Consider the following 13,583-nt stretch of genomic DNA (forward strand, 5'->3'; position numbering starts at 1 on the left):
AGCGGCGCGGTGACGCATCGCGACTCGCATTCCGCCTGGCGCTATTGGGCGCTCGCGGCGCTGCTCGGGCTGGCAGTTGCGCTGGTCGCCGGGTGGATCGCCGAGAGCCGAACGCGCGACACGCTGGTATCCGGCACCCGCACCAATGCCCAGCTCCGCGCCGCCCTGCTCGACAGCGAGATCGCCCGCTTCCGCCTGCTCCCGCTCGCGCTGGGCGACGACCGCGACGTCGCCGCAACGCTCGCAGGGGCGCCCCCGCGCGCGCTGAACGAGAAGCTGGAAAGCCTCGCCCGCACCACGGGTGCCGCTGCAATCTATGTGATCGGCGCCGATGGCCGCACCCGCGCCGCGAGCAACTGGCGGACGCTGCAGAGCTTCGTCGGCTCCGACTATCGCTTCCGCCGCTATTTTCGCGAGGCGACCAGCCGCGGCGAGGCCAGCCAGTTCGCGCTCGGCACGGTCAGCCGCCATTCGGGGCTCTATCTCGCTCGCCGCACGCCCACGAACGGCGTGATCGTCGTCAAGCTGGAGTTCGATGCGATCGAGGCGGCGTGGCGGCGCGCGGGCGGCGACACCTATGTCGAGGACCCCGCCGGACTGGTGCTCGTCGCCAGCGACCCCGGCCTGCGCTTCGCCGTCGCCCGGCCGATCCTGCCGGCGGTGCTGGCCGCGCTGCGCCGCGAGGCGGCACTGCCCGAAAGCTCTGCGCCGGTGCTGCTGCCCCCCGCCCGCGGTGACCTGATCGAAGCGCGCGTACCGACCAGCCAGCCGGGCTGGACGCTGGCGCTGCGCCGCGCGGTCGGTCCTGCCGTCGCCGCCGCGCAGCGGACTGCGGGGCTCGGCGCGCTAATGGCGGTGCTGGCACTTGCCGCTCTGGTCTGGGGCCTGCGCCAGCGCGCGACCCAGCGCCAGCGGCGCACCTCCGAACTCGAAGTCGCGGTCGCCGAGCGCACCGCCGAGCTCCGCCGCGAGATCGAGGAACGCGCCGCGCTCGAAGCCCGCGCTGCGGATCTGCGTGAGGGTCTGCGCCAGGCCAACCGGCTCGCCACCTTGGGCCAAGTCACCGCCAGCGTCGCGCACGAGACCGCCCAGCCCGTCGCCGCGATCCGCACCTATGCCGAGACCAGCGTCCAGCTCCTCGCCCAGGGCGCGACCGACATGGTGCGCGACAATCTGGAGACGATCCGCCGCCTGAGCGACCGGATCGGCGCGGTGACGGCGCAGCTGCGCGGCTTCTCGCGACGCCAGCCGGGCGAGGTCCGCCCGCTGCCGCTGGCCGAGGTGCTCGATGGCGCGCTCCTGATCCTCAAGGAGCAGTTGCGCACCGTCCGACTGGAGCGCCCGACGATCGGCAGCCATCTGCTGGTGATGGGGGGGCGCGTGCGGCTGGAGCAGGTGTTCGTCAACCTGCTCCAGAACGCTGCCGAGGCGCTCGCCGGCCGGCCCGATCCGACGATCACGATCCGCACGACTCTCGCCGACGGGCTGGTCTGGGTGCGCATCCAGGACAACGGCCCCGGGATCGCGCCGGACATCGCCGCGCGGCTGTTCACCCCCTTCGCCACCAGCCGCAGCAACGGGCTGGGTCTGGGGCTGGTGATCGCCAGCGACATCATGACTGATCTCGGCGGTAGCCTGCGCTGGCTGCCCGACGAAAGCGGCGCCTGTTTCGAGCTGGAGCTGCGCCGCGCATGAGCGTGCCCGTCGCCCTGGTCGATGACGATGCCGACTTCCGCACGGCGCTGATCCAGTTTCTGACTCTGGCCGGGCACGACGTCCGCCCCTTCGTCGATGCACCGGGCGCGCTTGCCAGCATCGATCGTGACTTTCCCGGCGTGGTCGTGACCGATGTGCGAATGCCGGGCATGTCGGGGGTCGACTTCTTCCATCGGTTGCGCGCGATCGATCCCGAACTGCCGGTGATTCTGATGACCGGGCACGGCGACGTCGCCATGGCGGTGGACGCGATCAAGGCGGGTGCCTGGGACTTCCTCACCAAGCCCTTCCCCGGCGATGCGCTTGGGGCCGCGCTGCAACGCGCCGGCACCGCGCGCACGCTCGCGCTGGAGAACCGGCGGCTGCGGGCGGCGACGAGCGAGAACGACACCGCATTGCTCGGCGAGGCGCCGGCGATCCGCCGGCTGCGCGAGATGGTCCCGGTGCTGGCCGATGCCGCGCTCGATCTCGTCCTCGAAGGCGCGACCGGCACCGGCAAGGAACTCTATGCCCGACTGGTCCACCACGCGGGGCGCCGTGCGCGCCATCGCTTCCAGGCGGTCGACTGCGCGGCCCTACCGCCGGGGATCGGGGCGCGCGAACTATTCGCCCGCGACGGGCTGGTCGCACGCGCCGATCGCGGCACGCTGTTCCTCGACCATCTCGACCTAGCCCCGCCCGAGCTCCACCACCGCCTAGCCCAGTTCGCCGAGGCGCGCACCGTCGCCACCGAGCAGCGCGATCCTGATCCCGTCGACGTCCGGATCATCGCGGCGATCGGCGAAGGCGGCGCAGCGGCGCTGCCGCCCGGGCTCTACCACCGGCTGGCGGGGGTGCCGCTGCGGTTGCCGCCGCTGGCCGAGCGGCGCGACGACGTGCCGTTGCTCTTCGCTCAGCTTGCGCTGAAAGCGGCGCAGCGCCACCGCCGCCCTGCCCCGCCGCTTTCCGAGGCCGCGCATGCCGCCGCCCGGCGCGACTGGCCCGGCAATGTCCGCGAACTCGAGCGCGCGGCGGAGCGCTTCGTCCTCGGCCTCGAGCCTGCCGCTGACATGGCGCCCCCGGAAGCCCAGCCGCTCACCGAACGGCTGGAAGCCTTTGAGCGCAGCGTGATCCTCGATGCGATCGCCGCGGCCGGCGGCGAGATCAACGCAGCGATCGCGGCACTGGGCCTGCCGCGCAAGACCTTCTATTACCGGGTCAAACGGCTCGGCATCGACCTGCGGCGTGCCCGCGGCGTGGAGTAGGGCAAGCAAGGAGACCGAAGGTGCGGCGTTTCGTCATCGTGGTGGATACCCAGGCCGATTTCATGCACGCCGATGGGGCGCTGTCGGTGGCAGGCGCCGAGGCGTTGATCGCGCCGATGCGGGCCTGGCTCGCCGCTCTCGATCCGGCGGAGACCGCGGGCGTGCTGTTCACCTTCGACACCCACACCGCCGAGCGCTTCGCCGGGTCGCCCGAGGCCGAGCAATTCCCGCTCCACTGCGAACGCGGCACGTCCGGCTGGGAGAATGTGCTCGACCTTGCCGCGGTAGCGCCGGGCATCCCGGTCTACCGGATCGAGAAGGGCGTGTTCGACATGTGGGCCGAACCCGATCTGGTAATCGCGGCGGTCGGCACCGGCGAAACCCAGCCACGCGACGCCTTCTTCACAGCACTGCGGGCGGAGGGCGTCACCGACCTGACCGTGATCGGCGTGGCCGCCGATTACTGCGTGCGCTGGGCGATCGACGGGGCGGTGGCGCGGGGCTTTACAGTCATGGTACCGGCGGCGCTCACCCGCGGCATTGCGCGGCCGATCGCGCAGGTGCTGGCCGAGGATTTCGCCGGCAAGCCCGTGCGGCTGGGCGAGGAAGCGCCCGCCGCCGCATAGGCGGACGCCCTCCCCGACATCACGCCGCCCGGACAGAACCCGCCATGTGCGGCTCAGCGGGTCGGCGTTGCGAGATAGTCGTGGACCACTTCGCCCGGCGCCAGGGTTAGATCGGCGAGGATGTGCGTCGCCGAGACCATTTCGAGCACCGGCAGCTTGGCGACGGGCGCGAGGCAGTGCGGATGGAGCTCCAAGCTTCCCGGCCCGGTCCAGGCACCCTTTACGACGACGTCCTGCGGGGCGTAGCGGACCAATTCGCACACCCGCGCGGTACCGTCGACATGCGGTAGCACCTTGAGGAGGAAGGTCGGCGTGGTCAGGAACTCGGCCACCTTATCATGGTCGAGCGTCTTGTACTTGTACGCCATGGTCGCGGTGGCGACGCGCACGCCGTTATAGTCGAGCGTGCCGACAATCGCGTCGTTGCGCACTTCGAGCTTGGGCTGCGCAAACATCTTCGGAAAACCCCACAGCTCGCGGCCCGAGGCGATGCCGGCCTCACTGTCGAGATACATGGCATGGGTGTAGCCGCCCGGCACGCCCTGGTAGCAGACCGGCAGCACCTGGCCGGACTCAGTATAGTCGCCGAGCCCGCTCGAATCCGGCATCTTGATGAATTCGTACTTCACGATCGGATCGGCCGGCATCAGCGGGGCCGGGATCACCTTGGCGAGCGCCTCGGGATCGGTGCGATAGGCAACGATCACGAATTCACGGTTGACGAAGCGGAACGGCGGCTTCGGATAGGCAGGGCTGCTGACGGGCATCGCATAGGCCGATGCGCGGATGTCTTCCTCGGTCATGATGGTCTCCTTGGGAGTGTTGGCAACAGGTCAGGCGTGAAAGCGGGCCGCGCCGCTCTCGTGAGCGCGGCGATCTCCTCGGCATCGAAGCCGAGGTCGTGCAGCACATGCGCGCCATGTTCGCCGAGCAGCGGCGCGGGCTAGCCCTGCGGCGTCCGGTCAAGGCTGCCGCTGGACCGGGCGCCTTCGCCCATTTTCCCGCGCAAAGGCGGCAGGGGTAGAGCCCAGCCGCTCGCGGAAGCGGCGGGTAAAATGGCTCTGGTCCGAAAAGCCGGTCATCAGTGCGATCTCGGCGAGCGGCAGATCGGTTTCGGTGAGGAGGCGCTGCGCATGGAGGATGCGGCGCGCCTCGACATAAGCGAGCGCGGTCGTTCCCGTGCTGCGCTTGAACAACCGCGAGAAGTGGAAGCGGCTTACCTTGATCAGCGCGGCGAGATCGGCGAGCTCGATGGTGCGATCGATGTTCCGGTCGATATAGTCGGTGATGCGGACGAGTTCAGCCCGACCCAGCCCCGCCGCCTGGCGGCAGTCCGGCACCGGCAGTGCCGCGTAGACGCTGGCCAGCTCGGATGCGAGCGCGCGCTGGATTGCATCCTCGACGTGCCGGGTCGACGCGGCGTGCTGGCAATCCAGCGTATCGAGCAGCCGCTCGACCAGGCGCCGCACCAGCGCTTCGCGTTCCGGCGCGGCATCGCTGCGCGCTACGACCGCGGGCGCGACTTCGGCCACCTGCGGGGGGCTTGAGCGCAGCCGGGCGCGGTACACCGGAAAGGGCAGTCGCCGATGCTCTGCGACCCTGGACGCCTCTGGCGTAAGAGTAACAGTCGCCAAGGCTTCACTGCGCATCGCAACCTCCTCAAGCTTGTTTCGGAGCCCCCTGTCGGATGCCCCTTCGCGAGCACGATCGCCCGATCGAAGCGTGCCGCCGCGGCGGCATGCTCAGCGCCACGGCGACAAGCCGGGGGGGGACGGTCAGGCTGGATTCCACAATGTCTTGCGGCGCCACACCGCCTCCATCAATGCCAGCGCGCACACGATCTCGCCGGCACACGAGGATCGCCAGGATCTCCGTGCTGGGCTGCCGATCCTGATCTCGCGGCCACCCTTGATAGGCGCTCCCCCCGGCGAACCAGGCGAAACGGCCCGAAGCCCCCCCTTCTCAAGACATGGTTCGTCATCCGGATAGTCTTTGGATGCGGGGCTTTTATCCGGGGGAGCTGAGGAACGAAGTTACTTGGCGTGACTCACGCCAGGCCTAACGGGGGTAATGCGGTGTTACGCCCCTGCCGCCCCCCGACGAAGATGCCTGCATCGACCCAGCGCGCACGGCTGCCCTCGTGCCACATTCGCTCGGCGTCCGCGGGATCGATCGCGTATTCCGCCGCAGTCCGCGCCAGAGCCGCGGCAACGTCCGCACCGGCGTGCATCGCTGCCAGGAATGCGAATTGCGGCGCGGTCAACGCGAGCGTCCGCACGACATAATCGCGGCGGACGAGGGCTACATGGCAGGTCTCAGGCAAAGGCAGCTGCGGCTTCTCGCCGCGGCGGACAGCATGGTAATAGCCGGGCACAGGGAAGCGATAGCGGCCGAGTGCGAAGGCAGATTGCAGCCGGAACCCGGCGTCGTCGCTCGCCGTCGTTGCAAACGGCCGCCCCTCGTTGCCGGACGCGTCGAACAACTGAAACACGGCATATTCGAACCGTGCCAGATCGATCATGAAATCGACCCAGTTCTCGGGCGCGCCCGCGTCGGGGCGGCTGGCCTCCATCCAGTCGGGGAAGCGGCGGCCGAGATCGTAGAGCGTATGGCGCTCGGGCGGGCAGTCGCGAAGATAGTCCGCGACGAAATCGTCGAACAGCCCAGGGCCGAGCGCATGGCAGAGCGCCGGGAACTGCTCACGCATGCAGGCGACGATGCGCAGGAAGTAACCGCGCTGATAGACGGCCAGTCCCGCCGCGGCGGATAGCCTGCCGTCGCTCGCAAAGAGGGCCTGCGCGGTGGCGGGGTCGGCGGCGGGATCAAGCAGCGCGGCGTGCATCCGGCGCTGCGCGTCCGCCAGTGCAGTCACGCGGCGTCCTCCAGCACGCTGATCGTGCCGGGGAGCAGAAAGCCCATCGGCCCGGAAACGCCCTCTCCTTCCGGTGCCGATACAGGCCGCGGCGCCGAGCCCGGCCCCGCCTCCATATGCTGCTCGGCCTTGCGAAGCTCGGCGAGGCAATCCTCGAAGCTCGGGATGCGATCGTCCCATTCCAGTAGCGTGGCGGCGCCGCCGGTGCGTTGCCATGCGGTGCGGAACAGCGCCCACACCTCGGGCCGCACCGGTCGATCATGGGTGTCGATCACATGGGTGCCGCAATCCTGGTGCCCGGCAAGATGCATCTGGACGACGCGGTCGCACGGAAACGCGTCGAGATAGGCGAACGGATCGGTGCCCGCGTTGAAGCAGCTCACATATACATTGTTGACGTCGAGCAGCAGCCCGCACCCGGTTTCCGCCGCCAATGCGCGCAGGAAATCGGGCTCGCTGATCGTCGAGTGGGCGAAGCGGACATAGGAGCTGGGATTCTCCAGGATCAGCGGCCGCTCGAGCACATCCTGCACCTGGCGCACGCGCGCGCTGACGTGCGCCAGGCTCTCCTCGGTAAGCGGCAGCGGCAGCAGGTCGTGCGTGTTGCGGCCGTGCACGCCGGTCCAGCACAGATGATCGCTGATCCAGGCGGGGCCGATCGCATCGGCCAGCCGCTTTAGCGACGCGAGATAGGCCCGATCGAGCGGATCGGTGCTGCCAATCGACATCGATACGCCGTGCAGCACCACCGGGTGACGCTCGGCGACGGCTTCCAGCATCGCGCGCGGCCGGCCGCCCGAGTCCATGAAATTCTCCGAGATCGCCTCGAACCAAAGGTCGTCCGGCGCGGCAGAGAGGATCGCATCGAAATGCACGTTGCGCAGCCCCAGGCCGAGGCCCAGGCGAGGCAACCCGGCGAGTGCATCGTCAGCTGCAGCCACCGGCACCGCTCATCGCGCTGGATCCGCAGGCGGTCATGTTGCCGCGCGACTCGTTGTCGTCCGAGATCCATAGATAGGTGGGGCCGGTCGCAGCAAAGGCCGCAGGCGGCGCGCCGAGGTTCGCCGGCAGCGGCTGGCCGGACGCGAGCTTGCCGTCGTGGCGCGCGGCAAGCAGCTCTGCCCGCGTCGCCTCCCAATTTGCCTCGAACACCGCGCGGGCGCGGAGCCACACGCTCTTGCCCCGATTGGGCCCGTTGGTGCTGAACCGCTCGGCATTGATCGGCGTCGCGCACGATCCCTGCGAGCGGCAGGCGTTGGCGCCGGGATTGTTCATCTCCTCGCCGGTACCGTAGAGGCCGCAGCCCCCCTGCCCCTTGCACTCATTCTGGACATGGCAGGTATGGTCGGTACCGGTGGCGCAATAGCCCTGCCCGGCACAGGCATTGGGCTCGCGCCCGGGCGCACCGAGCACGCCGAAGCGATCCGCACCCGCACAGGCGTTCAGCCCCATGCACGCATGGAGCGGAATCCCCTCGGGTTGCGGGCCGATGACGCCCGGCCCCGGAAAGACGGGTTCGTTCGCATAGGGATAGGGCGTGGGTACCGGGACGCCGGGCGAAGGCGTCGGCTTGGGCGTAGCGCAGGATGCCATGGCTTGTTCCTCGTGCGAGAGCGATCAGCGTTGCTGGGCGGCAGCCCAATAGGGGCCGACATCGGGCAGGTGCATCGGCGCGTTGTCCGTGCCCGTCTTGCAGATCGTGACGCCTACATAATAGATCACGTTCTGCAGCACGCTGACCAGTTCGTCGTCCGCCTTCTCGACCTTCGCCGCCCTGGCGGTGGCGCGGCCGGGCCGCTGCAAATGGCCTGGATGCTCTACGACCCGCCGCGGATCGTGCCGGTGGATCAGCGCATTGGCCGCCGCGATCGCCTTGTTGCCATAGGCGGTCAGCCCCTGAAAGGCATGCAGCCGATCGCCCAGCGATACATTCTCGAAGGTGGGACCCATGCACTTCCCCGCATACGCACCTTCGGGAATGGGGATCTGGCGGATCGTGCGGATATATTTGTCGAGCACCCAGATCATCGACCGGTGCAGACCTTCGTTGAAGAAAAGCTTCTGCTGCGCCGGCGGCACCAGGTAGATCGTCTCGGTCATCACCAGCATGTACTGGAAGCAGGCGCTGCAGAAATTGGCGATGTCGACATAATGCTCGGGATAGCTCGCCGCGACCGGGCTTTCGGGCATGTCGACCAGCAGCTTGGCATGGAGCAGTTCCTTGCTGGTCACGGCCGGCTGGATCACGTCGGTCGGCGGCGGTGGCTGAGACGGGCGCTGCTCGGTGGTGCCGGCATAGTCGGCGAACTGCGCCTGCAAGCCGAGGAACTTCACATAGTGGGATTCCTCTTCCTTCGAGGGATCGTCATAGGGGCTGGGGCCGATCTTGGGGATGGGCTTGCCCTCACCCTGGTCGCAGATCGTGTCGATCGCGGTCGCGGCGTCGCGGATCGAGCGAATCGCGATCAGCGGCGAGCGTCCGGCATGGCTGTCGTCTGCATCGGGATAGACCGCCGCCGCGGCCGCGCCCTGCATCGTGCCCGCCCAGCTGGCCGTCGCCGGCGGCGCGGGCTTCCACGGATCGAAGCCGCCAGAAGGATAGACGGTATCCACGTTGTTGGGCGAGTAATTATAGGGCTGGATCGCGCTCGCCATTGCGCCGCGTTGGAAATCGGAATCCGCCAGAAACTGCGTGTTCAGCAGGCAGCGAATATAGGAATAGAACTGCCCGATCGTATCCCAGTGTCGGTCCTGCGGCGACGCATCCCATTGCTCCGGATATTCGATCTGGAGAAAGTGCCAGAGCTGCTCGAAGCTCAGTTTGGCGAGCGGGATCAGCACCGCGGTGCGGCCGTCCGGCCCCATCGGCCCGCGCGGATTGTGATAGGGCAGCGGCGTGGGATAGGCGGCAGGCGCCTTGCCGTAGAGCTGCGGCATCACGCCCATCGACCACAGGATGTTGGCGGAGAGCGACATGTGGAGCATTTCCTCCACCGCCACGCTCATGAGGATGCCGCCCGCCTTGTTGGCATAGAGCTGGGCGTCGCTGATCGTCTCGCCGCTCTCGGCGTTCCGGACGAGCGAGTAATAGGTGTAGAGATAGATCGGGATCGTCGCGAGTTCGATCTCGACCGCGGTCTGGAGATCGCGCTTGAGCCGCGCGAGCACGTCTTCGCGGGTCCAGCTTCGATTGATTTCCGCGACGAACGCCTGCTCGGCGGGCGTCAGCGGGGTTACGGCATCACACACGTCCACGGGAGCCCCCTCCGGTCCGATCGATGCTGGTCCGGGAGCCAGAGAAGTGCGACGCCACCCCGGTTGCGGCGCCTTGTACGAAACAATACCGGATGGGGCAACGACAAAATACCCATTGCGGACCAGATGTTGCAGTAACGGCCACTTTGACCGAAAAATCTTGCAATTTCGTCGTAAGCAACTCTATGCTGCAGCCACATAAAGCCAGGTCGCACGATTAATGTAGCACACTTTTCCTATACGGATCTGTGCGTTGCTCCTCACGGGGGTGGACCAATGAGCAACCTGGCCGGCAAAGCCTATGGCATGAACGTCGTCACGCCCATGCGTCCCGTCGTTACCTGGCTTAACAATTTCATCTTCATGCTATCTCGTTGCCTGCCCTCGACATTGTCGGGCTTGCTGGGGCTGGGCTTCATTCACTTCGCGCGCTGGGTTATCATCCGCCGCGACCAATGGCCCCAGCTCGGCCAGCCTGCGGCCAAGCTCGACAACGACTACATGCTGTTCTGCAGCAACTTCAACGGCACCTGGGATCAGTATATCGATGCCTTTGCGGATGGCATCCCCGGCGGGCTGGACCTGTTCTGGTACTCGAGCACCAAATATCCGAATTCGATCCCGATCACGCCGTTCAAGGATTATATCCGCGCCAATCAGGTCGACACCAATTATTATTACAACGCGACGCCGGGCAGCGCCCAGCGCGACGTCAAGCTGGCGCTCGCGCTGTCGCACGGGCTGGCGCCGGTGGCGGCCAAGGCGGGCGTACTGAGCGATGCCGAGCTTGCCGCCGCCTTCGAACGCCTGCTGATCGCCAACCAGGGCGGGCTGGGCGCGCCGGGCTATGCGCCGATCGCGAGCTGCGACACCGCCGCTGCCGATCGCAACAGGGCCCGTTTCGAGCTGCGCCGCTGGGGCGAGAACGGTATCGGCGCGCTCGAGGCCAACCGCGATATGCATCCGGTCGACGAAGCGGCGATCGTCGCCTCGCGGGCGAACGACGACAAGGAAAAGCGTGGCGCGGTCCGTGCAGCGGTCGCGGAGGCCCTGCAGGCGCCGACGACCGGCACGCCGACCGATCCGCCCCCTGCGCATCCCGCGGGCCAGGCCGGGGAGAAGTCCGATGGCTAATATCGACGTCTGCACCTATTTCTTCACCGCGGTGGTGCCCGTTTGCAACGAAGGCATCGTCGAGCATGGCGGCATCAAGAGCTCACCGATTCACGTCGTCCGCGAAGTGCTGGAGACGCTGCCGACCGCGCTGCAATCGCACGCGACCGAGGAGATCGGCATCAACAGCCCGTTCGCGCGCAACCTGCGGACGCATTTCACCCGCTTCGTCATTCTCGACCAACCCTATTTCAACGGGCGCGATCACAGCGACGCGCTGGTCAACGTCATTCGGCGCACCAATCTGCTCGATCCGCAGCACGTCGATCAGATCACCTGCCCCTATATCTTCTGGACTATCGACTTCGATCTGCTCGACCCGAGCGGTGCAGGCGAGCCCCGCCGCTATCTGGAAGAGCTGTGGAGCCAGATGGAGCCCGAGCTCCGCTCGATCTTCCAATATTGCTACGAGTTCGAGAAGGTGACCGACGCGGCCGGATTTGCGACCTACATGCTGCGCTGTCAGGTCGAAACGACCATGCCGTTCCACGATTACTGGTATGTGCCGGTCAAGCTCAACGCGATCTCGATTCCACTGCTGGCGCTGCTCCCCGGCGCGGGCCTGTTGATGCTGCTTGGATCGCTGCTGGCGGCGATCCTGCGCGCGACCGGCTGGGCCTGGGCGGCCACGTTTGCAGACTGGGGCGGATGGGCGTGGATGCCCTGGGCCGGGCTCGCGCTGCTCGTGCTCGGGCTGGTGATCGACTATTACTGGATCCTGGCGAAGGGCCGGCAGCCCTTCCCCGCAGCGCCGGGCAGCGACCTGCGCAACGTGCTCAAGGCGCTGTACCTGCAACAGGCCTTCACCCGCTTCGCGATGGAGCAACTGCGCCGCGATCCCGCGACCTGGGGCGCCGCTTTCCGCACCTTCCTGGCCGAAACCCGGCCCGCCGACCTCGACGGCCCTACCCAGCCGGCCGGCGTGATCCGCAGCAAACTCCCGGGAGACGCGGCATGACCAACGCCATCAACGCCGCGCCGGAAGCAACCCTGCTCGACCTGGCCGACATCCAGGGCGGCATCCTGCGCACCTATGGCGACGGCTTTCCCAAAGGGCGCAACTTCTACCTCACCATCCGCAAGGCGGAGGAAGGTCGGCGCTTCGTCGAGCGACTTCTCCCCAAAATCACCACCGCCGCGCGCTGGAAGGATCCCAACCGCGAAGAGCCGCTCGTACGTACGCACAATCCGCGGGTGAAGGACATCGTCCGCGCCGAGGGCGTGCCCGATTACCCCGGGCGGGTGCAGCTGATGAAGCCCAAGGTGACGATCAACATCGGCTTCACCTTCCTGGGCCTGCTCGCGCTGGGCGTACCAACGCGCACGCTGCGCGGCATGCCCGATGATTTCATCGACGGCATGGAGGCACGCGCCGCCCTGCTCGGCGACGACGCGTTTCTCGACAAGCGCGACGCGGTGTGGCGCAAGTCCAGGGGCGAGAACCGCGTCCATATCCTCCTCACCCTCTACGCCCAGCAGAAGCCGGACGGCACCGCATGCCCCGAGCTGGACGAAGAGACCGAGACGATCGTCCGCTTCTGCGCGGAATCGCATGGCGGTGTGGTGCTGCTCGACGGCGTCGGCCTGAACAACGCGAAGTGGCAGGATCTCTCCGCCGTCATGCGCAAGGACGGCGATCATTATTGGCCCACCAACAAGGAGCATTTCGGCCTGTCGGACGGCTTCGGCGATCCGGTCTTCTCGGGGCAATTCTCGGGCGAGGCGGAGCAGGTGCGCGTCGCCGGCGGCGGGAAGCTGATGCCCGACGGCAGCTGGGAGCCGATCGCCACCGGCGAGTTCCTGCTCGGCTATCCCGACGAGGCCCAGGAAATCCCCGGCGCGGCGATGCCGATCGCGTTCAGCCGCAACGGCACCTTCATGGCCTATCGCAAGCTGCACGAGGCTGTCGGCACCTTTCATGCCTATATCGACGAACAGGCGAAGCGCTACGCCGCGATGTACGCCGTGCCGCACGAGGAGGCGGTGAACACCGTCAAGGCGAAGATGGTCGGCCGCTGGGAGGATGGCGTGCCGCTGATGGTCGCGCCCACCTATGCCGAATGGCAGGCGTTCCGCGCCAGGCTGGACAAGGCGCGCGCCGCCAAGGACAAGGCCGAGCTCGCCAAGATCGCGCTGCAGTTCACCAACTTCATCTACGCGTCGGATCCGGCCGGCGCGAAATGCCCGGTCACCTCGCATCTTCGCCGCGCCAATCCGCGCGATACGCTCGGGCCCACTTTCGACGCCAAGGGCATGTCGCAGGAGGGCTCGGCGATCATCAACCGCCGCCGCATCCTGCGGCGCGGCCTGCCCTATGGCCAATATGATCCGCAGGCGCCGACCGACGATGGCGACCATGGCATCATCTTCATGGCGATCTGCACCAATCTCTTCCGGCAGTTCGAGTTCGTGCAGCAGCAATGGATGCAGTACGGGCTCGATTTCAACGCGGGCAGCGATACCTGCCCGGTGATCGGCAACCATTTCGCCGCGGATGACCCCAAGCTGGTGATCGCGGTCGATCCCGAAGCGGGCAAGCTTCCCTTCATCTGCGACAAGCTGCCGCAACTCGTCGAGCCGCGGGGCGGCGACTATTTCTTCCTGCCCAGCATGACCGCGCTGCGGATGCTCGCGATGGGGATCATCGACCCGACCTGAACGACCGCGCAACCCCGACCTCACCCCTGCGACAGGAGA

General features: G+C 67.5%; 12 protein-coding genes. 6 read left to right on the forward strand and 6 right to left on the reverse strand.

What is annotated here, in order from left to right; all coding sequences use genetic code 11:
* The first annotated feature begins 9 nt into the window (after positions 1–9).
* Genes ABIC35_RS02890 through ABIC35_RS02900 form a run of 3 tightly spaced genes read left to right on the forward strand, consistent with a single transcriptional unit; the run spans position 10 to position 3,586 of the window.
* Positions 10–1,695 (forward strand): sensor histidine kinase, encoded by a 1,686-nt coding sequence (locus tag ABIC35_RS02890; RefSeq protein ID WP_121071637.1) that lies wholly within the window; start codon positions 10–12, stop codon positions 1,693–1,695.
* Positions 1,692–2,960 carry a sigma-54-dependent transcriptional regulator gene (locus ABIC35_RS02895; RefSeq protein ID WP_121071638.1) on the forward strand — a complete coding sequence of 423 codons (1,269 nt, stop codon included), beginning with the start codon at positions 1,692–1,694 and terminating at the stop codon, positions 2,958–2,960. Before ABIC35_RS02890 ends, ABIC35_RS02895 begins: the two co-directional genes overlap by 4 nt.
* Positions 2,961–2,980: 20 nt before the next feature.
* Entirely contained in the window at positions 2,981–3,586 is a 606-nt protein-coding gene (locus tag ABIC35_RS02900; RefSeq protein ID WP_121071639.1) for a cysteine hydrolase family protein, read from the forward strand.
* Positions 3,587–3,639: 53 nt separating this feature from the next.
* On the opposite strand, the gene ABIC35_RS02905 is transcribed toward ABIC35_RS02900, so the two are convergent.
* The 6 genes from ABIC35_RS02905 to ABIC35_RS02930 all read right to left on the reverse strand — a co-directional run bounded on the left by ABIC35_RS02905 (position 3,640) and on the right by ABIC35_RS02930 (position 9,713).
* Positions 3,640–4,389, reverse strand: coding sequence for an acetoacetate decarboxylase (locus ABIC35_RS02905; protein WP_121071640.1), 750 nt, complete (start codon positions 4,387–4,389; stop codon positions 3,640–3,642).
* Positions 4,390–4,548: 159 nt separating this feature from the next.
* Positions 4,549–5,118, reverse strand: coding sequence for a helix-turn-helix transcriptional regulator (locus tag ABIC35_RS02910; RefSeq protein ID WP_354278247.1), 570 nt, complete (start codon positions 5,116–5,118; stop codon positions 4,549–4,551).
* Between the two features lie 515 nt (positions 5,119–5,633).
* Complete coding sequence (locus ABIC35_RS02915) at positions 5,634–6,458, reverse strand: HvfC/BufC family peptide modification chaperone (RefSeq protein ID WP_121071642.1); 825 nt, start codon at positions 6,456–6,458, stop codon at positions 5,634–5,636.
* Entirely contained in the window at positions 6,455–7,399 is a 945-nt protein-coding gene (bufB, locus tag ABIC35_RS02920) for an MNIO family bufferin maturase (protein ID WP_121078853.1), read from the reverse strand. Before bufB ends, ABIC35_RS02915 begins: the two co-directional genes overlap by 4 nt.
* Positions 7,386–8,051, reverse strand: coding sequence for a hypothetical protein (locus tag ABIC35_RS02925; RefSeq protein WP_121071643.1), 666 nt, complete (start codon positions 8,049–8,051; stop codon positions 7,386–7,388). Before ABIC35_RS02925 ends, bufB begins: the two co-directional genes overlap by 14 nt.
* A 24-nt stretch (positions 8,052–8,075) precedes the next feature.
* The gene (locus ABIC35_RS02930; protein WP_121071644.1) at positions 8,076–9,713 is read right to left on the reverse strand and encodes a ferritin-like domain-containing protein; all 1,638 of its coding nucleotides are present in this window, start codon (positions 9,711–9,713) and stop codon (positions 8,076–8,078) included.
* Between the two features lie 276 nt (positions 9,714–9,989).
* Between ABIC35_RS02930 and ABIC35_RS02935 the strand changes: the two genes are divergently transcribed.
* Genes ABIC35_RS02935 through ABIC35_RS02945 form a run of 3 tightly spaced genes read left to right on the forward strand, consistent with a single transcriptional unit; the run spans position 9,990 to position 13,544 of the window.
* The gene (locus ABIC35_RS02935; RefSeq protein WP_121071645.1) at positions 9,990–10,847 is read left to right on the forward strand and encodes a hypothetical protein; all 858 of its coding nucleotides are present in this window, start codon (positions 9,990–9,992) and stop codon (positions 10,845–10,847) included.
* Positions 10,840–11,844 carry a hypothetical protein gene (locus ABIC35_RS02940; protein ID WP_121071646.1) on the forward strand — a complete coding sequence of 335 codons (1,005 nt, stop codon included), beginning with the start codon at positions 10,840–10,842 and terminating at the stop codon, positions 11,842–11,844. Before ABIC35_RS02935 ends, ABIC35_RS02940 begins: the two co-directional genes overlap by 8 nt.
* Entirely contained in the window at positions 11,841–13,544 is a 1,704-nt protein-coding gene (locus tag ABIC35_RS02945) for a Dyp-type peroxidase (protein WP_121071647.1), read from the forward strand. Before ABIC35_RS02940 ends, ABIC35_RS02945 begins: the two co-directional genes overlap by 4 nt.
* Positions 13,545–13,583: the final 39 nt, after the last annotated feature.

This window comes from Sphingomonas trueperi (assembly GCF_040545965.1).
Lineage (GTDB): Bacteria > Pseudomonadota > Alphaproteobacteria > Sphingomonadales > Sphingomonadaceae > Sphingomonas > Sphingomonas trueperi_C.